A 22,323-nucleotide genomic window follows, 5' to 3' on the forward strand; every position below is an offset into this window, starting at 1 on the left:
TCTTGTAGTGGCAAGACATACTGTGGTAAAATAATCTATGTGTCTCTCGAGAGGAGGTAGGGGATGAATCGGATCATCCGGAATACTGGATTTTATTTGCTCATATTTTTGGTGACGGTTGGGATTGTCCATTTTATCAGCAATCAAAACGACCAAAAAGATGTTTTAAGATACGATGAGTTCCGCCAAGAGCTGAAAGCGAACAACGTCGCTGAACTGTCGATGCAATTCGACGGCTATACGTACCTTGTTAAAGGTAAGTATGTGAAGCCGCGTCCTGATCATCCGGACGTAACGACGTTCGTGACGCGGACGACCGTCGAATCGATGTCGGTGAGCGAGATCATGAACGCCAGCGAGGCGAACCATATCAAGCTCGTCGTCGACAAGATGGAAGGCGAGAGCATATGGCTCACATTCCTTACGTCGATTATACCGTTTGTGATCATGTTCATTCTGTTCTTCTTCCTGCTCAACCAAGCGCAAGGCGGCGGCGGCAAGGTCATGAATTTCGGCAAGAGCCGCGCGCGGTTATATAATGAAGAAAAGAAACGGGTCACGTTCGAGGACGTGGCGGGGGCCGACGAAGAGAAGCAAGAGCTTGTCGAAGTCGTCGAGTTCCTGAAGGACCCGCGTAAATTCGCATCCCTCGGTGCCCGAATTCCGAAAGGCGTATTGCTGAACGGACCTCCGGGTACCGGTAAAACGTTGCTCGCCCGGGCGGTTGCCGGGGAAGCAGGCGTGCCGTTCTTCAGCATCTCCGGTTCCGACTTCGTGGAAATGTTCGTCGGCGTCGGCGCATCGCGGGTACGCGATTTGTTCGAGAATGCGAAGAAAAATGCACCTTGTATCATCTTCATCGACGAGATCGACGCGGTCGGCCGCCAACGCGGCGCCGGCTTAGGCGGAGGTCATGACGAACGCGAGCAAACGCTCAACCAATTGCTCGTCGAAATGGACGGCTTCGGCGCGAACGAAGGCATTATCATCATCGCCGCGACGAACCGGCCGGACATTCTTGACCCGGCATTGCTCCGTCCAGGCCGTTTCGACCGTCAAGTGACGGTGGATCGACCGGACGTCAAAGGACGCGAAGCCGTTCTTAAGGTTCACTCCCGTAACAAGCCGCTGGCGAAAGACGTTAAGCTGGAAACATTGGCACGTTACACGACCGGATTTACCGGAGCCGATTTGGAGAATCTAATGAACGAAGCGGCGCTTATCGCTGCGCGCCGCAATCGTAAAGATATCTCGATGAGCGAGCTGGACGAAGCATTCGACCGCGTTGTGGTCGGTACGCAGAAGAAAAGCCGCGTCATCAGCGAACGCGAGAAGCGCACCGTCGCTTATCACGAAGCAGGCCATACGATTATCGGATACCATGTCCGCCATGCGGACGTCATCCATAAGGTGACGATCGTGCCGCGCGGACGCGCCGGCGGATACGCGATGATGATTCCGAAGGAAGGCGAAGACCGGATGCTGCAGACGAAGTCGGAGCTGCTCGACCGGATCACCGGCCTCTTGGGCGGTCGCGTAGCCGAGGAGATTTTCATCGGCGAGATCGGCACGGGAGCATACGACGACTTCCGCAAAGCTACGGGTATCGCGCGCGCCATGATCGTGGAATACGGCATGAGCGACAAGCTGGGACCTATGCAGTTCGGCCACTCCCAAGGACAAGTGTTCTTAGGACGCGACTTCGGCCATGAACAGAACTATAGTGATGCCATCGCTTATGAGATCGACCAGGAAATGCAATCGATGATTCGCAGCTGCTATGATCAGGCGAAGGAAATTTTGACGAAGCATGCGGATCAGGTTCATTTGATCGCGAACACGCTGCTCCGCCTCGAAACGCTCGAGAAGGACCAAATCGTGCAGCTGATCGAAAACGGCAAGCTGGATGGCGAAGACGGAGCCGTGTCCGTATCGGTTGACCCGAAGGCAGACGATGTCAAAGTCAATATCCAGGTGCAAGGTCAGGCGAGCGACGCCAATAAACTCGATTTTGACAAGAAGGACGAGAAAAAAGACGATACGGACGAAAACAAAGAGTAATCGATGCCCGTCCGCATCGGCTGTTTGGAACCAAAAATCCGGCAACACGCCTTGTGTTGACCGGATTTTTGTGCACAATTCTTAATTGACATCTCCACCTTGGTTGTGTAAATTAGTTGTAAAATCATCATCCTAGGGGATAACAACAGCACTCGACGACCCTAGTCGCGAGTAGCAAAGGAGTGGATTTACAGGTGGAAGCTTTAGCCTTGGAACGCAAAGCCGAGCAAAACCGCGAGCTGCGTGAACGGTTGCTTCAATTGAAGAAAGAGCGTAATGCCATTATACTCGCGCATTATTACCAGCGGGATGAAATACAGGAAGTCGCCGATTTTCGCGGAGACTCTTTTCTGCTCGCGCAAAAAGCGGCGGAGACCGACGCCGATGTCATCGTATTTTGCGGCGTTCATTTTATGGGGGAAAGCGCCAAAATCCTTGCTCCGAACAAAACCGTTATTATTCCGGACGAGCGTGCCGGCTGTCCGATGGCCGACATGGTCAACGTCGACGGATTAAGAGCGCTCAAGGCCAAACATCCGAACGCCAAGGTCGTCACTTACATTAACTCCTCCGCTGAAATTAAAGCGGAAACCGATATTTGCTGTACGTCGTCCAACGCGCTCAAAGTCATTCAGTCCATCGATCCGAGTGAAGAGATCATCTGGGTACCGGACAAAAACTTAGGTCACTGGGTAGCGGAGCAAACCGGCCGCGACATGATTATCTGGGAAGGATATTGCAATACGCACGACATGCTGACCGTCAAAGACGTGGAAGAGATGAAAGCGAAGTATCCGAACGCCCAATTCGTCGTTCACCCGGAATGCCGTCCGGAGGTAGTTGCTCTAGGCGACTACGTCGGCAGCACGACAGGCATTATCAAATATTGCCGCGAATCGGATTGCCAGGAATTTATCGTCGGCACCGAGGATGGAACCGGTTATCAACTGCGCAAAGACAGCCCGGACAAAACGTTCCATTTTGCCTCGAAGTTTCTTGTCTGCCCGAACATGAAAGTCAACAATTTAAAGAAGCTGGTTAAATGTCTGGAGACAATGCAGCCGCAAATTTACGTGCCGCCGCATGTCGCCGATAAAGCAAGACAATCGCTAGAGCGCATGCTGCAAGTCAAGTAGCATGCGCTACTCTCTTGTTCGAGACAGGTGGAACTCATGATTCCTAAATATTTGGTCGACGTGAACCTAGATGAAGTGCCGCAAGTCGATAAAGATGTCATTGTCATCGGGGCCGGCATCGCCGGCCTTTTTACCGCAATCAAGGCGGCAAAAACGCGCAAAGTATTGATGATCACGAAAAAATCGCTGCTCGACAGCAACACGCGTTACGCGCAAGGCGGGATCGCCGCCGTTATAGCCGAAGACGACTCTCCGGCCTATCACCGGCACGATACGCTGTTTGCGGGCGCGGGACTTTGCTCGCTGGAAGCCGTTGACGTGCTCGTCCACGAGGGACCGGAAGGCGTGCACGATCTAATTCGAATGGGCACGCAGTTCGATGTCGAGAATGGAGAGTTGGCGCTCACCAAGGAAGGGGCGCACAGTCATCGCCGCATCTTGCATGCGAACGGTGACTCGACGGGCTTCGAAATCGTACGAGCTCTGTCGCAGAAGGCGTCGGAGCATCCGAACATTGAAGTGTGGGACGATCATTTCGTCATCGATCTCATGACAGATAACGGCGAATGCTGCGGAGCGCTCGTGCAGAAACCGGACGGAGGGCGCGTATATGTACGTGGAAACGCGACCATTCTATGCGCAGGCGGGTCGGGACAGCTGTACCGCTATACGACGAATCCGGATATCGCAACCGGGGATGGCATTGCCATCGCTTATCGGGCGGGGGCGGTCATTCGCGATATGGAATTTTTGCAATTCCATCCGACTTCGCTTTGCTATCCGGGCGCACCCCGTTTTCTCATCTCGGAGGCCGTGCGCGGCGAAGGCGCGGTGCTGCGCAACATTCGCGGGGAACGGTTCATGGAGAAGTACCATCCTCAGCTGGAGCTCGCGCCGCGCGACATCGTCGCCCGGGCGATCCTCAGCGAGATGGAAGAGACGAAATCGACATTCGTATATATCGACATCACGCACGAATCGCCGGACATGATCAAACACCGGTTTCCGACCATTTACGAATTTTGCTTGAATTACGGATTGGATCTAACAAGCGACTGGATTCCGGTAGCCCCGGCTGCGCATTATATGATGGGCGGGGTACGTACCGATCTGAACGGCGAAACGAACCTGAAACGATTGTTCGCTTGCGGCGAGGTATCCTCGACCGGCGTTCACGGAGCGAATCGCTTGGCTAGCAATTCGTTGTCGGAGGCGATCGTGTTCGGGCGAAGAATCGTAGAAAGGATCCATGATCTGCCTCAGCTCGATCCAAGCTTGGGGCGCGGGTTGTCCCATCAAGGCAACCGCAAAGCGGCGCCGATTCAGGCCATTGTCGAAAAGCGGCTTAAGCTGCAGAAGGTGATGGTCCGTTATGTCGGCTTGCGCCGCGACGCCAAGGGACTTACGAAAGGGTTCGAGGAGCTTCGCCGCCAGCTGCCGATTTTTGAAACGTGTTTGACGAAAAGAGAAGAATATGAGTTTGCCAATTTGTTGACTTGCGCTTTATTGATGGCGCAAGCGGCCTTGACGCGCGAAGAAAGCCGCGGTGCACACTATCGCGAGGATTTTCCGGAGAAGGACGATCTCGCTTGGCGCAAGCATACGCTGCTGCATCGCGAACGAGGCCTCATGGAGGAGCGGATCGAGGATGTCTGATATGAACCAGGGTAATCGTTTTGGGGCAACAATGAACGTGCAGGCGGTCAAGGATCAAATCCGCCTGTGGCTGCAGGAAGATATCGGGACAGGCGATGTAACGACGATGGCGACGATACCTTTAGACGGGCAATCTAAAGGTATTATTCATGTCAAGGAAAGCGGGATCGTCGCGGGCATCCCCGTGGCGCAGCTTGTATTCGAAGTGGTGGACCCGGAGCTTTCGTTCCGTGCGCATGTCGCCGACGGGACGAGAGTGGACAAAGGTACCGTATTGATCGAAGTGGAAGGGCGCACGCATAGCGTATTAACCGGCGAGCGGCTCGCCTTGAACCTGATGCAGCGGATGTCCGGCATCGCAACGAAGACGCGGCAGTATGCCGATGCGGTGGCAGGCTTGCCGGTTCGGCTCGTGGATACGCGCAAGACAACGCCCGGTCACCGGCTTCTGGAGAAATACGCCGTCCGCGTAGGCGGCGGGCACAACCATCGGTTCGGCCTTTACGATGCCGTCATGATTAAGGATAATCACATTAAAGGGGCCGGCGGCATTACGAGGGCGGTGCAAGCCGCCCGCGCGCACATTCCTCATACGATGAAAATCGAAGTGGAAACCGAGTCGCTTGCGCAGGTACACGAGGCGTTAGCGGCAGGCGCGGACATCATTATGCTGGACAATATGGCGCCGGAACGGATGAAAGAAGCGGTCGCTGTTATAAAATCCGCGGCTCCGCATATCGTGGTAGAAGCGTCTGGCGGCGTCACGCTGACGACGATCCGGACGATCGCCGAATGCGGCGTTGACGTCATTTCGGTAGGCGGGCTCACCTATTCGTTCCAGGCGCTCGACATAAGCCTCGACCTTAATGCGAAGAAGGAGGGGCAGTCGTGATTCTTGTCGTCGATGTAGGGAATACCAATATTGTGCTCGGTATTTACGACGGCTCGAATTTGCTGCATCACTGGCGGCTCAGCACGAATCGGTCCGTGACCGTAGACGAATACGGCATGACGCTGTACAACCTGTTCAGCTACGCCGGACTTAGCGTCGATGCGATCGACGGCATTATCGTATCGTCGGTCGTGCCGCCGCTCATGAGGACGCTGGAGCGGCTATGCGAAACGTATTTGCGCAAAACGCCGCTTGTCGTAGGCCCCGGCATCAAAACCGGGCTGAACATCCGTTATGAAAATCCGCGCGAGGTCGGCGCCGACCGGATCGTCAACGCGGTGGCGGCCATCGAGCTTTACGGCCCGCCGCTCATCGTCGTCGACTTCGGCACCGCGACGACGTTCGATTATATCGATCCGTCGGGCAGCTATCTCGGCGGCGCCATCGTGCCGGGGATCGGAATTTCCACCGAGGCGCTGTATCAGCGTGCGGCGAAGCTGCCCCGCATTGAGTTGGCGAAGCCGAAGAGCGTTATCGGCCGCAATACGGTCGCTTCGATGCAGGCCGGAATTATATACGGCTACGCCGGTCAGGTGGACGGCATTGTCGACCGGATCCGTGAGGAATTCAAAGTAGAACCGAAGGTTCTCGCAACAGGCGGATTGGCCGAGCTGATCGCAGGGGAATCCCGGACGATCGAAGTCGTCGACCCATACCTGACACTGCAAGGACTGCGGCTCATTTATGAGCGTAATGTATGAAGACTATAGTCGTTGAACTCATGCTACCTATGAGACTTCCTAAACATGAGTCAACCGATCTAGGCACAAATTCGTATAAATAACATCGGCCGAAATGCCGATAAATGGAAAAGAGAGTGGAGTACATGACGCAGCAAAAGGATGCTTTGATCCGCGGCACCGCATGGAACGGCAAAGTCCGGGCTTTTGCGGCAAGAACGACGCAGCTGGTCGATGAATTGCAGCGCAGGCAAGGCACGCTGGCGACGGCTACGGCAGCGCTGGGACGCGCCGCGACGGCGGGTGCCATGATGGGCGCCATGCTAAAAGGCGAGGAGAAGCTGACGATCCAGGTGAAAGGCGACGGTCCGATGGGACAAATCGTCATTGACGCCAATGCGCATGGCGACGTGCGCGGATATGTCGATCATCCTCAGGTTCATTTGGCAAGCAATAACAAAGGCAAGCTCGATGTAGCCGGCGCGGTCGGCCGGAACGGCTTTATTCACGTCATCAAGGATTTGGGACTGAAAGAGCCTTACCGTGGCAGCGTTCCGATCATATCGGGGGAGCTCGGGGAAGATTTTACGTATTATTTTGCCGTTTCGGAGCAGACGCCATCGATTGTTGCGCTTGGCGTGCTTGTCGATGTCGATCACTCTGTCAAAGCGGCGGGCGGTTTCATCGTGCAACTGCTGCCCGGCGTAACGGATGACGAAATTACACGGCTGGAAAATCAATTATCGCAGGTGCCTCCGGTTTCCGCCTTGCTGGATCAAGGAGAAGAACTGGATGAAATATTGAAATGGGTGCTCGGCGAGGACGTACAGGTGCTGGATACGACGGACGTCCAATTTCGCTGCAAATGCTCGCGGGACCGTGTCGCGCAAACCCTTGTAAGCTTAGGCAAGGAAGAACTCGAGAGGCTAATCGAAGAGGATGGGCAGGCTGAAGTGATTTGCCATTTTTGTAATGAAGCATACGCCTTCGGCCGCGAAGATTTACAGCAGATCATGGAACGGGCGATCTCCGAATAGGTGTTCGCCCAGCAGCGGAGGAAGGAAGAACCACGGGCCAAACGGCCTATCTCTGCTCAAGGAATGGATTGAATGATGAGAAATGTAAAAGCATTATGGGGTATCATCGGTGTTCTTGTACTCGTCATCGTGATGATTTCCACCGGCATATTGTCATGGAGCGACCGGAGAGGCCAGCGGGATCAGCCTGATAAGACGACGACGGAGAAGGAGCTGGGCGGCCAGCGCGTCGTAGCGACAGTCGGCGGCGAGTCGATCACGTATGAGGAGCTCTCCGGTGAATTGACGGCGACGTACGGAGCGGAGCTGCTGAACAAGATGCTTACTCGGCGTGCCGTTGCGCTGGAGGCCAAGGAACTGGATCTGCAAGTATCGAATGCCGAAGTGGAGCAGGAACTGGTCTCCATGCGGCAAGGCTACGAGAGCGAAGACGAGTTCTACGAAGCGATGAAGGAGCAGCTTGGGTTAAGCAAAGAGCAATTGTGGCACGATACATACGATAAGCTGCTGCTCGAGAAAGTTGCCGTATTCCCATACCCTGTAACGGACGAGGAGATCGACGACTACATCAAGGACCATCCGGACGAGTTCGGCAAGACGACCAAGTTTCGGCTGTCGCAAATTGTAACCAAGACGAAAAAAGAAGCCAATGCGGTACTCGATATGCTGAACAATGGAAACGATTTTGCCATCATCGCCAGGGAGTACTCCATCGACGAGTTTACGGCCGGGCAAGGCGGCGATATGGGCGAACTGGAGGAAGACGACCCGTTCGTGCATCCGAACGAGATGGAGGCGGCCAAGAAGCTGGAGGTCGGCGAAATGGCCGGACCGATCGAAATTGGCGGAACATATGCGGTCATTCAATTGACCGAGCGAACGGAATCAAGCCAGGAAGATAACCGGCGCCTGCGGGACCGATTGCGCAGGGAGCTTGCCCTTGCCAAAGCGAAGCCGCTTAAGGAAATCGAGCAGCAACTGAGACAGAAACACGGAGCAGTCATTATCGAAGACGCGTTGAAATAACGACTCTGCAGCATAGCTGTGGAGTTTTTTTGCTAATCGAATGTCAGTGTACGCTCCTTAATATTTTGACCGATGCGTTGTTGTGCTATTGACAATGATTGGCGTCATTGATAAGATGGTAGTAATAATGCCGACTTATTTACTCGGAATAATAAATTCAATCAATTATAGGAGGGCACTACCATGGCTAGAATCGTTCAGAACGTTACGCAACTTATCGGGGATACGCCGCTTGTCCGCTTGAATCGCGTCGTACCGGAAGATAGCGCAGAAATCTATGTAAAGCTTGAATATCAAAATCCAGGCGCAAGCGTAAAGGACCGGATTGCGATCAGCATGATCGAAGTTGCGGAGCAAGAAGGCCAAATCAAACCGGGCGATACGATTGTTGAACCGACTAGCGGCAATACGGGAATCGGTCTTGCGATGGTGGCAGCCGCCAAAGGCTACAAAGCGATCCTTGTCATGCCGGAAACGATGAGCGTCGAGCGCCGCAACCTGCTTCGCGCTTACGGAGCGGAGCTGGTGCTGACGCCGGGTTCGGAAGGTATGAACGGCGCGGTAAAACGCGCGGAGCAGCTCGTTGCCGAAAATCCGGGCTACTTCATGCCGCAGCAGTTCAAAAACCAAGCGAACGTGAAAATCCACCGCGAAACGACAGGCCCGGAAATCGTCGAAGCGATCAATTCGCTGGACGGCAAGCTGGACGCGTTCGTTGCGGGCATCGGTACGGGCGGAACGATTTCCGGCGCCGGCGAAGTGCTCAAAGCGAGCTTCCCGGGCATCAAGATTTATGCGGTTGAACCTGCAGGCTCCCCGCTGTTGTCGGAAGGCAAAGCAGGACCGCACAAAATTCAAGGAATTGGCGCGAACTTCGTGCCTGACATTTTGAACCGCGATATTTATGACGCTGTTATCACAATCGAGAACGAAGAAGCGTTCGAAACATCGCGCCGCGTAGCGAAAGAAGAAGGCATCCTCGGCGGAATTTCCTCCGGTGCGGCCATTCATGCCGCTTTGAAAGTAGCCAAGGAGCTCGGCAAAGGCAAGCGCGTTGTTGCCGTTCTGGCGAGCAATGGCGAGCGTTACCTGAGCACGCCGCTGTTCAACTTCGAGGCTTAATCTGCTTGGAATTAACCGGCCACCGAACAAGGTGAGCCGGTTTTTTGCGCTTCATTTTGGCGGGCAAAAAAGAAGTAAACGATCGTATACAACGTAAAAACTAGTATATGGAATGCCGTTGTTTACGGGCTTTATAATGTTAATGAAATATAAATATAATCTGAGGAGGTCACACGATGAAAAAATGGAGAAGAGCGCTGGCTTTTGGCGTGATGACTGCAATGCTCGTTTTTGTAAGTGCTTGCAGTTCGAACAGCCCAAGCAATTCAAGCGATTCGAGCAACTCCGACAAATCAACCGAAGCGCAAAACGAGACGCCTTCAACGGATCCCGCCGGCACGGAAAAACAGGTGGTCGAGTTGACGACGGTTCGAGGCAATCCCTCGGATATTAAATGGGATGCAGGCGAGTCCATGGATAAAAACTCCGTTTACGATGCGTACGAAAAAGATTTGGGCATCCGCATCAAAAATTTATGGGTTGCCGATTCCAAGCAGTTGCAGCAAAAGCTCAACATGATGATCGCATCGAATGATATTCCCGATTTCTTCAGCGTAGACCAGATGCAATTACAGCAATTGATCGAAGCCGACATGATTATGGACATTACGGAAGTATTCGATAAATATGCCACCGATGCGACCAAACAATGGTATACGAAGGACGGCGGCCGCCAAATCAAATCCGCCAAGGCAGACGGCAAACTGATGGCCATTCCTTTATCCGACAGTCCGTACAATTCATCCAGCTATCTTTGGGTGCGCAAGGATTGGTTGAAAAAGCTGAACCTTCCCGAGCCGAAAACGATGCAGGACGTACTCAAAATATCGGAAGAGTTCACGAAGCAAGATCCGGGCGGGACGGGAAAATCGTACGGCATGACCCTGTACAAAGACCTCTTGAATGAATACGGGTTAACCGGATTTTTCAACGGATACCATGCTTACCCGCAAACCTGGGTCAAGGATGCGGATGGAAAGCTTGCATACGGCAGCATCCAGCCTGAAATGAAAGTCGCTTTGAAGCAAGTGCAGGATATGTACAAATCGGGACAAATCGATCCTGAATTCGGCACGAAAGACGTCGACAAGGAAAATGAGCTCGTTGCCGGCAATAAAATCGGCATGGCTTACGGTGCTTTCTGGTTAAGTGCTTGGCCTTTGGAAAGCGCTGCCATCAAAGACGGCAAACTGGTTCAAGATTGGGAAGTGTATCCGTTGCCATCCATTGACGATAAGCCGGCCAAAACGCAAGTCGGTCTTGGGGTGAACGGTTATGTGGTCATCTCCAAAAATTGCAAACACCCGGAAGCGGTCGTTCAGATTTTGAATCAATGGGTTAAATTGTCGCAGAACATCACGGAAGAAGAAAAAGTGTACATGAACGGCAAGGATCTGGTGGACAAAGGGAAATTGTACTTCAAAGTGAACCCGATCCGGGTATTTTCCCAAGACGGAAACGTCCAAGCGGGCGGAATTCTCCCGAAAGCGATCGAGGCCAAAGACCCGGGCATGCTGAACAATAATCCGGATATGATGAACCGATACGATGCCGTGCAAAGGTATTTGCAAGGCGATATGACCGGCTGGCTGCATTGGATGATTGCCAAACCGGGCGGTTCGTTCTCCATCATGAATCAATACCTGAAAGAAGACCGTTATCAAATGGACGAATTTTACGGATCGCCAACGCTGACGATGCAAGAGAAAAAGTCGATCCTCGACGCAAAAGAGAAAGAAGTATTCACGAAAATCATTATGAATCAAGTCTCCATCGACGAATTCGACAAGTTCGTCAGCGATTGGAAAAGTCTCGGCGGAGACAAGATTACGGAAGAAGTCAACGATTGGTACGCAAAACTGAAATAAGCGAGATGTTTCCATAGTGACATAGCAGGAGGGGCATCCCCTCCTGCTTGCTTTACCGGTCGGGTACTTCGATAGAAGTCTTTATTTATGTGGGGGTGTGACGAATGTTCAATAACAGGAAGATTAGGGATTGGCCTCTGCATCTCATGATATTACCAAGCGTCGTCTTATTGTTTATTTACAGCTATATTCCGATGTTCGGGATTGCCATCGCATTCGAGAAATTTATTCCGTCCAAAGGCATATTCCATTCCCCGAATGTCGGATGGAAAAACTTCCAATTCTTTTTCGAATTGCCGGATATTCAGCGCATCATGTTCAATACGATCTATATCGCACTGATGAAAATCGTCGTAGGCCTCATTGTGCCGATTATCATTTCCATTCTGCTCAACGAAATTCGCAAAGAGCTGTTCAAGCGGGTATTTCAAACGTTGGTATATTTGCCCCACTTTTTATCGTGGGTACTTCTTGGCGGAATATTGATCGATATTCTTTCGCCTTCAACCGGTATTTTGAATCAGTTTTTAGGTTTGTTCGGCATCGACCCGATTTATTTTTTGGGCAATAATCACACGTTTCCTTTTGTCATCGTTTTTTCGGACGTCTGGAAAGAATTCGGATTTAATACGATCGTTTATTTGGCCGCGTTAACGTCCATCAATCCATCTTTGTATGAAGCGGCCGAAATGGACGGAGCCAACCGATGGAAGCAAACATGGCACATCACGTTACCGGGCATGCTGCCAGTTATTATATTGCTGACGACTTTGAGCTTGGGCAATGTTTTGAATGCCGGCTTTGACCAGATCTTCAATTTGTACAGTCCGCAAGTCTATGAAAGCGGCGACATTATCGACACGCTGGTGTACAGGCTGGGCATGGAACAGTTCCAGTATGGTGTAGCAACTGCCGTGGGGCTTTTCAAATCGGTTGTTTCTTTAATTTTCATTTCGCTCTCCTATTTTCTTGCATACCGGCTGGCGAATTACAGAATATTCTAAGTCGTTTTACTTTGAACGAATAGGGAAAGAGGGGTTGCAAAGTGGCACACAAAATGACTCGCGGCCGAATGATCTTTATCGTTTGCAACTATATATTTTTAGGCGTGCTCTCCTTGATGTGCATCCTGCCCATGATCCATATCCTTGCGCTTTCTTTCAGTTCGGGATCCGCTGCGGCCGCAGGCAAGGTATCGGTCTGGCCCGTTGATTTCACGACGGCGGCTTATAACAATATTTTCGGGAAACCGGAGTACTTCACAGCGTTTTGGGTGTCGGTCAAAAGGGTGTTTTTGGGCACTGTGATCAGTACGCTGCTTACCGTCCTGGCCGCCTATCCATTATCCAAGGAATCGGATCAATTCCGCTTCCGCACGGGATACGCTTGGTATTTTGTCCTGACGATCCTGTTCAGCGGCGGATTGATCCCTTGGTACATGACGATTAAGGAAACCGGGCTGATGGATTCGATCTGGGCATTGATACTGCCTGGAGCCGTGCCGGTTTTTAACGTCATTCTATTGCTTAACTTTTATCGCGGACTACCGAAGGAGCTCGAGGAATCGGCCAAAATCGACGGCGCGAGCCATTTTATCACCTTGTTCAAAATTTATTTGCCTTTGTCTTTGCCGGCGCTCGCAACCATTATATTGTTTACGATGGTCGGGCATTGGAACAGCTGGTTCGACGGGCTCGTGCTGATGAACCGTCCGGAAAATTATCCGCTGCAAACCTTCCTGCAAACGATTATTATTAAGAAAGACTTCCGCTTTATTTCTTCGCAGGAATTGGATATATTAAGGCAATTATCCGACCGGACCAGCACAGCCGCGCAAATTTTCGTTGCCGCGTTCCCGATATTGATCGTTTATCCTTTTTTGCAGAGATTTTTCATTAAAGGGATCGTGCTCGGTAGTGTGAAGGAATAAAGCGCACCGTTCATAAGGTGGTGTGACCGCAGCGATGAATCATCCGTTTAAAAATCCTACGATCTTAATGAAATTGTTTCTTACCTTTTTCCTTGTGATCGCTCCGCTTTACGCGATTACATTAATCGTCAATCAAAAGGGTCCGACGGCGTCCGTTCGGAGATGACGGATTCGATTATGGCAAGAACGGACTATTTTACGAATATGCTGGAGTCGGAAGTTGAGCGAATTTCCGCCTCCCTCCCCGAATATGTCGTCGACCAGGACCTCAAGAAGCTAAGCGCGATCGGCGACCGGATCAGCGAGTACGAGCGGCTGGAGCTTGTGAACGCCTTGCAAAGACGGCTTTACCTGATGAAGTATTCCAGCATATACATCGCGGGGGCAAAGGCATACGTTCCTTTGATTCATCGAACGGTATCGGACAGCGATTACGATCCGGCCATCAACATGCAGGAATTCGAAGCGCTTCAAAGAAAAAATAGCGGCGGCGGTCCGCTCATTTATTGGGACAATCGTTTATTTTTGAGCTTGGAGTATCCGTATAGCGTGAAGCGCAAGCCGATCTTCGTGCTAGGGATCGAGCTTTTCATCCCGAAGATGAACGATATGCTGTCAACGGTCATCAATGCCGAAGAGGGCAATGCGGTCATCATCAATCTCGATCAGAACTGGTCCGTAGCGAGCCGTACGGACGCCGCCACAATGACATCTCTAAAACAATTTTTGCAAGGGCAAAAAGCGTCGGAGGTCCGGTCCGGTTTGCAGACCGTAAAACTGGGGGAGCAAAATCGGATTGTCTCCTACAAATATTCGCCGGCACTTAACGCTTATTTGGTTACTTATTTGCCGGAATCGTACGTTCTCGGTCCGATCAATACGTTTAAAAACTGGTTCTGGATTTTATCGATCGTATCGGTCCTGATCATTGTTTTATTTTCCTACTCCATCCACAATGTCATCCATCGTCCGATGAGCAAGCTCGTCCGCGTTTTCAACAAAATGTGGGACATTCATACGTTTCCGACATTGCCCGCAAACCGAAATGACGAATTCGGCTATTTATACCGAGGGTTTAATGAGATGGTCGAACGTTTGAAAAGCTTGATTCTGGAAGTGTACGAGCAAAAAATCAGAAGCCAGCGTTCGGAATTAAAAAGGCTGCAGTCGCAAATCAACCCGCATTTTTTATATAATTGCTTTTTTGTGCTTTGCCGTCTGATCAAAACGATCGAAACGGAGCGCGCCTATCAATTTTGTCTGTATATGGGCAATTATTTTCAATACGTGACCCGCGACGAGGCGGACGAAATTCCGCTCGAGCTGGAAATGAAGCACGCCTTGACCTATGTGCAAATTCAAACCGTTTGTTTTGGCGAGCGGATTGAAGTCGATTTTGAGCAGCCGGACGGGATGGTTGACAGGGGGATGGTGATCCGGCTCATTTTGCAGCCGATTATCGAAAATGCTTACAAGCATGTTTTCGAGAAAATAGAAGGGTACGGTTTTCTATGGATTCATATGGAGAAACACGAATCCGATTTGTACATTCACGTGGAAGATGACGGCGATCTGTTGGATGACAGAGCGATCGAGCTGTTAAATTATAAATTGAAAAGCGCCTCGGGCGAAATTGAAAATACGACCGGTATCATTAATGTTCATCGCCGGATTCAATTGCGGTACGGCGAAGATTGCGGCATTTCTTTTTCAAGGTCGATATTGGGGGGACTGCATGTCTGCATCAAAATAAGGCCGGGAGGCGGGGGGGAAATCGATGTATAGCTTGCTCGTTGTCGACGATATGCCCATTGTTGCGGACGGATTGACGAAGCTGTTGCAAGGCGCTTCCCATTTGAATTTGAAGCTGCATAAAACGTACTCCGGATTAAAGGCATTGGAACTATTAAAAAACAACAAAATCGACATCGTCTTATCCGACATGAAAATGCCCGGGCTCGAAGGAATCGAGCTGCTGAAACAAATTCGCTCCGCGGAGTTGAACTGCAAAGTTATTTTTTTGACGGCTTACAACGATTTTAATTACGTTCGGGATGCGATCACATACGGCGGTTTTGAATTTATACTAAAAACCGAGGGCGACGACAAGATCATTCAAACGGTCGAAAAGGCGATTCATAGCCTCAACGAGGAAGCCGCCACCAAAAATTTGATTCATCAAACGGTCAGGCAGATGATCGATGCCGATCTACCATCCCGGCATGAGGATATATGGGACCTGTTAAGCGGACCGGAAGGGGACCGGGATTTCATCAAAACGCATTTTGAGCGGATGCGGGTTTCGTTTCAACCCGAGATGCCGTTTCTGATGGTCATGGGCAGAATCGATTCGTGGGGCAATGCGGATGAGGATTTGGATAAAAATGCGTTGTTTCGCGCAATCGAGCATATCGCCGAACAATATTTAGCCGATTGCGTCGAGCGGATTGCTTTAGGATATCGGCAATCGCGGCTGTTGTTCTTGTTTCAGCCGAAAAGCCAAGAGGACCGGGGGCAAGCCGGCTTGCTGCCGCAAAGCGGGTGGAATGAGCACATCTCGCTCATCCGCGGGAAACTGGCTTCGATGCGCCATACTTGCCGAAAACTGTTGGATTTGCAGATTTCCTTTGCCGTCAGCGACGCAACTTCCGGCTGGAATGAGCTGATCGTGTCTTTTCGCGCATTGCAGGATCAGCTTGATCGCGAGACGAGTCTATATACGGAGCCCAAAGCAGCCGAACCGAATCGGCAGGAGGATCGGCGCGAATCGGAGAAACAGGTCGGCTCGTCGCAATTTCAGCTGCATAAGATCAAAAGCTTGGAGATGTATTTAGAGAGCGGGAATAAAGCGGAATTTTATAAATTGTTCGCCGAATTGGAGAAAGTGATTGAAGACAAGTCGATCGTGCATCTGCATAAGCTCGAATATTTCCACGCGCTTTATTCCGTGTTCGAATCAAGCGTCGCCGCCTGTCATTTAAACGATGAATGGAACGCGCTGCAGGAGATGGGCAATCGGATTCAATTTGGCGATAAAATTGTATGGCGAAAAGTCATCGACGGTTTCGAACAAATCGCGGCCGCGATTTTCGAGTACAAAATCAATGTGTCGAGCCATAACAAACACGAGTTGATCAACAAAATTCATGAATATATCGCGGCTCACCTGGCCGAAAACTTGACGCTGCCGACACTCGCGTCGCACGTGAACTTGAACCCGTCATACTTTTCGCGGTTTTATAAACAAATGACGGGAGTCGGTTTGTCGGACTATATTACGGAAGTCCGAAATGCGAAAGCGAAACAATTGCTGCGGCAAAAGCATTTGAAAATATGGGAAATCGCCGCGGAGACCGGGTATAATTCGAGTTTGGCGTTTATCCGTTTTTTTAAGAAGCACAATCAGATGACTCCTCAAGAGTTTCGAAAAATGTATTTGTATACGGATTATCGGGCATAAGAAATGATAGCCCTTGATGGGAATCGTTTGCCCGGTAATGGGACGTCATTGGAATTGCACTGCACTATAATGAGGGGGTGAAGAGCAACCACATTATTTTAGCGGGAGCGATGAGGAATGGAGACAAGGGTTAAGCAGCTTTCCTATACGTATGAGTTTGACAAGGCCGATGTTGAAGGGATTCGAACATGTAATGAGGAGCATGGGTTTGCAATCGTCAAGCAGTTGCTTTCCCCGGAGAGGGTCGATGCACTGAAAGCGGAAGTGCTGCAAGTTCTGGAAGATGAAACGGATACGCCGGGCATTACAAAGTTCGCGACCAGCTTTATCGAGCAATCGCTTACAATGGCAAGCTTGCTTACCTATGAGCCCTATATGAACATCGTCCGCCATTTGTATGGACATGTGCCTTTGACGCTGAATCGCAGCGCGGCGATTTATAAGAGACCGGGAGCGCCGGTCGGAGCATGGCATACCGATTGGATGCCGCGGGTTCATCCGTATTCGGTTGATGGAGTACTTAATACGACAGGAGCAGCTTCGAACTGGTTTTATTTGAATGGTACGCATCCGGATCGGGGCGGACTGGCCATTATTCCGGATTCCCATACGGAGGATTGGCCCGGACCGGCAGGCTTCGAGCTGACGGAGAAGCGCAAGTCATTTTATCGGAGGGGGGAACAGCCGAGCGATTGCATCGATATGGATTTTGCTGAAGCGTTCCCGATTTATTCCGAGCCCGGTGATATGATCATCTTTGCTGAACGGACTTATCATGGCGTGTATGCACATCAAGGTACAGAGCCGCGCCTTAGCTGCGCGCTGTCATTCCGTCCCAAAGGGCAAACGTTCGAAGAGATTTGGGAGCTGCCCGAGTCTGCCCGGCAGTTTATTACGGGGTGCCCGCCGGAAGTGAAGCCGCTTTTAGAGGAATATATGGGAATGGATCATAACTGGAGAAGCAGCAAGTAATCCGTCTTGATCGTGAGTGAGATGCAAGGGGAAGCGGGGGGACGCTAAGTGGGATATATCGATCAGGACAAAGGCGTCAAAATTGAATTTGTTCTGGATCAGGGGTCGGGCGTCCAAATTATTGAATGGACCTTGGACCGCGTACAAGAGCCCATCCACTGGCATCCGACGCTCGAGCTGTGTTATTGCCTTTCCGGCCATGGCGTCGTAACTTGCATGGAGAAGCGATACGAAATCGGCCCGGGCGACATCATCCTTATGAACAACACCGAGAGGCATACGAGCCGGTCGAAGCCGGGAGACGCATGTACCTGTTTGGTCGTGTGCCTGGATGTACGGACGATCCAGAGCTTTGACCCGGATTTGCTGCTGCCCTTTATTTATGATCCTGCCGCCTTCGACCATCTTGTTTCTGCCAAGACAGAGACGGCGCAAGAAATCGGCTGGATGCTGCGAGAGATGCACAGCGAGCTGAAAACGATGGGCACTGCCTATCAATCGGTCGTCAAAAGCTTGCTCTTTCGCAGCTGTGCCTTACTGCTGCGTCACTATGAAGCAAAGGGAATAAGCAGCCGCCGCAGACGGAACGCCGTCAAATTTATGCAGCTGCAGCCGGCGCTGGCTTATATTCAAGCGCATTACCAGGACCCGTTGCAACTGGACGATATTGCTCGTGTGCTGGCGCTGAGTCCTTCCCGGACGCGGCATCTATTTCTGGAGGTCATCGGCGAGCGCTTCAAGTCTTATTTGCTGCAAATTCGGATTCAGGAAGCGGTACGGCTGCTCAGCGAAACCGATAGGACGATTACGGATATTTATTTAAGTTGCGGCTTCCAAAGCTCGACCTCGTTTTATCGGGAGTTTAAAAAGCTGATGAACCGCTCTCCCCAAGATATTCGCCATCATTCGTTAGTGAAGGTTGAGTAGAGGATCTTTCTCTGCTCAACTTTTTCTTCTTCAATATAATACGCGGAAAAAATAATACGCGGAAAAACTTTTGCGGCTGGACTTGTTTTCGCGTATACTAGCTGGCATAGATACATTCAGGGGAGGATTCCGCGTGATCCTGACGACATTCGAACATTGGCAAAGGTGGGCTGCGGCGCCGGAGCGCTACACGATGCTGCCTTACGTGGAGCGGCATGCGTTGCCGGAAGGCGGCGACCGCGTGATGCTCTGGGAGCGGGCTTGGGCGGAAGCCGACGAGCACGCGTTTGTGCTGGAGAGCGGCAAGGCGGGGCGCTATAGCTTTCTCGGGCTGCGTCCGGCGGCGACGATCCGCGGCAAGGGGCGTACGGCGGAGGCGCGGCAAGGCGGTTGCGGGACGCATGAGCGGTTTGGCGGCGCGCTAGGGGACGATAATGAGCGGAATGCGCAGGGTGTGCCAGATCGGCTGGAAGGTTCGCCGCTCGAGGTTGTGAAGCGGTGGCTTGGGCCATACCGCGCGCCCGTTGTAGACGATGCGCCGAAGTTTCTCGGCGGCTGCGTCGGCTTCTGGAGCTACGACGTCGTCCGCTCGCTGGAGCGGCTGCCGGAGCTGGCCACCGACGATCTCGGCCTGCCCGATTATGCGTTCATGACGATCGATGAGCTGTGGATCATCGATCACGAAGCGCGCGCGCTGTACTGCGCCGCGCATATGCCTGCGCCGAAAGCGGCCGAAGGCGCCGCGGCGCTGGAACGGGCGTACGCGGGCGCAGCGCGCCGCGCCGAAGCGATGAAGGCGCAGTGGGACGCCATCTGCGCCATTGCCGAAGAAGCGGACGCCACGGACCGCGTCCGNGCGGCGCTGGAACGGGCGTACGCGGGCGCAGCGCGCCGCGCCGAAGCGATGAAGGCGCAGTGGGACGCCATCTGCGCCATTGCCGAAGAAGCGGACGCCACGGACCGCGTCCGCGCGATGCAGCAGGCGGTGGAGGATGACCGCCTGCAGATGGACATCGAGGCGTTTGGCGTGCGCACCGCCTTCCCGAAAGCCGATTTCGAGCAAGCGGTGCGCTCGATCCAGCAATACATCGCCCAGGGCGACGTGTTCCAGGTGAACCTGTCGATGCGCCAGAGCCGGGAAGTACGGACGCAGCCGGAAGACATTTACGAATGGCTGCGCTTGTTTAATCCGTCGCCGTATATGGGCTTCCTGCGATTCCCGGACTTCCAGCTCGTGTCGGCTTCGCCCGAGCTGCTCGTGAAGCAGGAGCGCGGCAAGGTCAGCGCCCGCCCGATCGCCGGGACGCGGCGGCGCGGCCGCACGCCGGAGGAAGACCGCGCGTTTGCGGACGAGCTGCGCCATAACGAGAAGGAGCGCGCCGAGCATATTATGCTCGTTGACCTCGAGCGCAACGATTTGGGGCGCATCTCGCGCTACGGCACGGTGAAAGTCAGCGACCTGATGGTGATTGAGTATTACTCCCACGTCATGCATCTCGTCTCCGAGGTAGTCGGGGAAGTCGCTGACGGCAAGGATGCCTTCGACGTGCTGGCGGCGACGTTCCCGGGCGGCACGATTACCGGTGCGCCGAAAATCCGCACAATGGAAATCATCGAGGAGCTGGAACCCGTTCGCCGCGGTCCGTACACCGGATCGCTCGGGTGGATTGACTATAACGGCAATATGGAATTTAATATTATTATCCGCACGCTCGTCCTGAAGGACGGGGTCGGCTACATTCAAGCCGGGGCAGGAATCGTTATCGACTCCGACCCGGAGCGGGAATATTATGAATCGCTCAGCAAGGCGAAGGCGCTTTGGAAAGCGATGGAGTATAGCGAACGGATCGAGTCGATCAATGGGAGGAACGCCGAATGATTCTGGTCATCGACAATTATGATTCTTTTACGTATAATCTGGTTCAATATTTGGGCGAGCTGGGACAGCAGATCGAGGTGCGCCGCAACGACGAAATCGATATTGCCGGCATCGAGGCGCTGAACCCGGATCACATTCTCATTTCCCCGGGACCTTGCACGCCGAATGAAGCGGGTATCAGCCTGACGCTGATCGAGCACTTCAAAGGGGAAATCCCGATTTTTGGCGTATGTCTCGGACATCAGTCGATCGGACAAGTTTTCGGAGGCGAAGTTGTGCGCGCCGAGAAGCTGATGCACGGCAAAACATCGGAAATTTTCCACGACGGCAAAACGGTGTTCGAAGGAATTCCTTCGCCGTTTACGGCAACCCGTTACCACTCTCTGATCGTGAAGAGAGAGACACTGCCCGATTGCCTCGAGATTAGCGCCGAAACGGCTGAGGGCGAAATTATGGGCTTGCGCCATAAGGAATATCCGATTGAAGGTGTACAATTTCACCCGGAATCGATCATTACGGACAACGGCTTGCGGTTATTAGGCAATTTCTTGCAAAATACCGCCAAGGCACGAGGGTAACATGTACGTTGGATGGAATGGGACGATTTGCAAAGACAGCGAAGCCGTGATCTCAATATACGATCACGGTTTTCTTTACGGGATCGGGTTGTTCGAGACATTCCGCACTTATGACGGCGAGCCGTTTCTGCTTGAGGAGCATATGGCCCGGCTGCAGAAGAGCTGCAGAGAGCTTCGGATCGCGCATGAGCCTGTTCATGACCTAACGTCGATTCGGGAGTTTTTGCGCGAATTGCTTGAGGCCAATGGACTAAAGGACGGTTACATCCGGTATACGGTTTCGGCCGGTGACGATATATTGGGACTTCCGGCCGGCGATTATGCCAAGCCGAATATCGTCATTTACGTGAAGCCGCTCCCTCCCATGGCTGACGAGCTGTACGTGCACGGCAAGCCGCTGCAGCTGCTGCGGACGCGGCGGAATAGCCCCGAGGGCGAGGTGCGGCTGAAATCGCTCCATTATATGAACAATATATTGGCCAAACGAGAGCTCCAGCAATATGAGGCGGCTCGTACGAGCGGAGCCGAAGGACTCATGCTCGACGTTCGAGGTTATGCGGCTGAAGGCATCGTCAGCAACGTATTTCTCGTCCGCGATGGGATCTGCTGCACACCGGCACTTGATACGGGCATATTGCCGGGCATTACCCGGGCGTTTGTGCTGGATCTAGCGCGTCGCTTAGGGATAATGGTGGATGAAGGGCATTATACTTGGGATGATATGCTGCATGCGGAAGAGCTTTTTGTGACAAACTCGATTCAAGAGATCGTGCCCGTGACAAGCTTGCTGGATGAACAGGGCAATCGCTTCGCGGTTGGCGGCGGGACAGCCGGAGCGGTGACGAGTCTGCTGCTGAGGCAGTACCGGTCGGCGGTTGCGGGGAACGACATTTCATAAGATAAGGTACGTGATGGCAATGGAACTGTTTCATGACCGAAAATATATAGGAAATCAAGATGGCGAAACGACTTACGACAGCAAAAGGCTGCTGAGCTGCCCGTCGGGGCGATCTTTGCAGCTGGGCGAGCGAACGATCAT

18 protein-coding genes are annotated in these 22,323 nt (G+C 52.4%); all 18 read left to right on the forward strand.

The annotated features are described in order from the left end of the window. Positions 1 to 63 precede the first annotated feature (63 nt). Positions 64 to 2,061, forward strand: coding sequence for an ATP-dependent zinc metalloprotease FtsH (gene ftsH / locus AC0LWM_RS28150; protein WP_474678358.1), 1,998 nt, complete (start codon positions 64 to 66; stop codon positions 2,059 to 2,061). A gap of 194 nt (positions 2,062 to 2,255) precedes the next feature. Further along, entirely contained in the window at positions 2,256 to 3,197 is a 942-nt protein-coding gene (gene nadA / locus AC0LWM_RS28155; RefSeq protein WP_487247492.1) for a quinolinate synthase NadA, read from the forward strand. Between the two features lie 36 nt (positions 3,198 to 3,233). Then, positions 3,234 to 4,853 carry an L-aspartate oxidase gene (nadB, locus tag AC0LWM_RS28160; protein WP_474678360.1) on the forward strand — a complete coding sequence of 540 codons (1,620 nt, stop codon included), beginning with the start codon at positions 3,234 to 3,236 and terminating at the stop codon, positions 4,851 to 4,853. Between the two features lies 1 nt (position 4,854). After that, positions 4,855 to 5,745: a carboxylating nicotinate-nucleotide diphosphorylase gene (gene nadC / locus AC0LWM_RS28165; RefSeq protein ID WP_474678381.1), complete on the forward strand. Its 891-nt coding sequence runs from the start codon at positions 4,855 to 4,857 to the stop codon at positions 5,743 to 5,745. After that, a complete protein-coding gene (locus AC0LWM_RS28170; protein ID WP_474678361.1) occupies positions 5,742 to 6,506 on the forward strand; it encodes a type III pantothenate kinase in 765 nt (254 codons plus the stop codon). Before nadC ends, AC0LWM_RS28170 begins: the two co-directional genes overlap by 4 nt. Positions 6,507 to 6,631: 125 nt before the next feature. Continuing rightward, positions 6,632 to 7,522, forward strand: a complete 891-nt coding sequence (gene hslO, locus AC0LWM_RS28175) for an Hsp33 family molecular chaperone HslO (protein WP_474678362.1) — start codon at positions 6,632 to 6,634, stop codon at positions 7,520 to 7,522. Between the two features lie 72 nt (positions 7,523 to 7,594). Then, positions 7,595 to 8,548: a peptidyl-prolyl cis-trans isomerase gene (locus AC0LWM_RS28180; protein ID WP_474678364.1), complete on the forward strand. Its 954-nt coding sequence runs from the start codon at positions 7,595 to 7,597 to the stop codon at positions 8,546 to 8,548. A gap of 183 nt (positions 8,549 to 8,731) precedes the next feature. Beyond that, positions 8,732 to 9,670, forward strand: coding sequence for a cysteine synthase A (cysK, locus tag AC0LWM_RS28185; RefSeq protein WP_474678365.1), 939 nt, complete (start codon positions 8,732 to 8,734; stop codon positions 9,668 to 9,670). Between the two features lie 176 nt (positions 9,671 to 9,846). Next, complete coding sequence (locus tag AC0LWM_RS28190) at positions 9,847 to 11,538, forward strand: extracellular solute-binding protein (RefSeq protein WP_474678366.1); 1,692 nt, start codon at positions 9,847 to 9,849, stop codon at positions 11,536 to 11,538. 104 nt (positions 11,539 to 11,642) lie between these two features. Next, positions 11,643 to 12,542, forward strand: a complete 900-nt coding sequence (locus tag AC0LWM_RS28195; RefSeq protein WP_474678367.1) for an ABC transporter permease — start codon at positions 11,643 to 11,645, stop codon at positions 12,540 to 12,542. Between the two features lie 41 nt (positions 12,543 to 12,583). Next, positions 12,584 to 13,468, forward strand: a complete 885-nt coding sequence (locus AC0LWM_RS28200) for a carbohydrate ABC transporter permease (RefSeq protein ID WP_474678368.1) — start codon at positions 12,584 to 12,586, stop codon at positions 13,466 to 13,468. A 162-nt stretch (positions 13,469 to 13,630) separates the two neighbouring features. Beyond that, positions 13,631 to 15,253: a sensor histidine kinase gene (locus AC0LWM_RS28205; protein WP_474678369.1), complete on the forward strand. Its 1,623-nt coding sequence runs from the start codon at positions 13,631 to 13,633 to the stop codon at positions 15,251 to 15,253. Then, on the forward strand, positions 15,246 to 16,928 hold the full coding sequence (locus AC0LWM_RS28210) for a response regulator transcription factor (RefSeq protein WP_474678370.1): 1,683 nt from the start codon (positions 15,246 to 15,248) through the stop codon (positions 16,926 to 16,928). Before AC0LWM_RS28205 ends, AC0LWM_RS28210 begins: the two co-directional genes overlap by 8 nt. Positions 16,929 to 17,045: 117 nt before the next feature. Next, positions 17,046 to 17,900 carry a phytanoyl-CoA dioxygenase family protein gene (locus tag AC0LWM_RS28215; protein WP_474678371.1) on the forward strand — a complete coding sequence of 285 codons (855 nt, stop codon included), beginning with the start codon at positions 17,046 to 17,048 and terminating at the stop codon, positions 17,898 to 17,900. Positions 17,901 to 17,948: 48 nt separating this feature from the next. Beyond that, positions 17,949 to 18,827, forward strand: coding sequence for an AraC family transcriptional regulator (locus AC0LWM_RS28220; RefSeq protein ID WP_474678372.1), 879 nt, complete (start codon positions 17,949 to 17,951; stop codon positions 18,825 to 18,827). Between the two features lie 193 nt (positions 18,828 to 19,020). Beyond that, entirely contained in the window at positions 19,021 to 20,706 is a 1,686-nt protein-coding gene (locus AC0LWM_RS28225; RefSeq protein ID WP_474678382.1) for an anthranilate synthase component I family protein, read from the forward strand. Continuing rightward, positions 20,703 to 21,284 carry an aminodeoxychorismate/anthranilate synthase component II gene (pabA, locus tag AC0LWM_RS28230; protein WP_474678373.1) on the forward strand — a complete coding sequence of 194 codons (582 nt, stop codon included), beginning with the start codon at positions 20,703 to 20,705 and terminating at the stop codon, positions 21,282 to 21,284. Before AC0LWM_RS28225 ends, pabA begins: the two co-directional genes overlap by 4 nt. 1 nt (position 21,285) lies before the next feature. After that, positions 21,286 to 22,182 (forward strand): aminodeoxychorismate lyase, encoded by an 897-nt coding sequence (gene pabC / locus AC0LWM_RS28235; RefSeq protein WP_474678374.1) that lies wholly within the window; start codon positions 21,286 to 21,288, stop codon positions 22,180 to 22,182. Positions 22,183 to 22,323 lie beyond the last annotated feature (141 nt).

This window comes from Paenibacillus sp. sgz302148 (genome assembly GCF_056120465.1).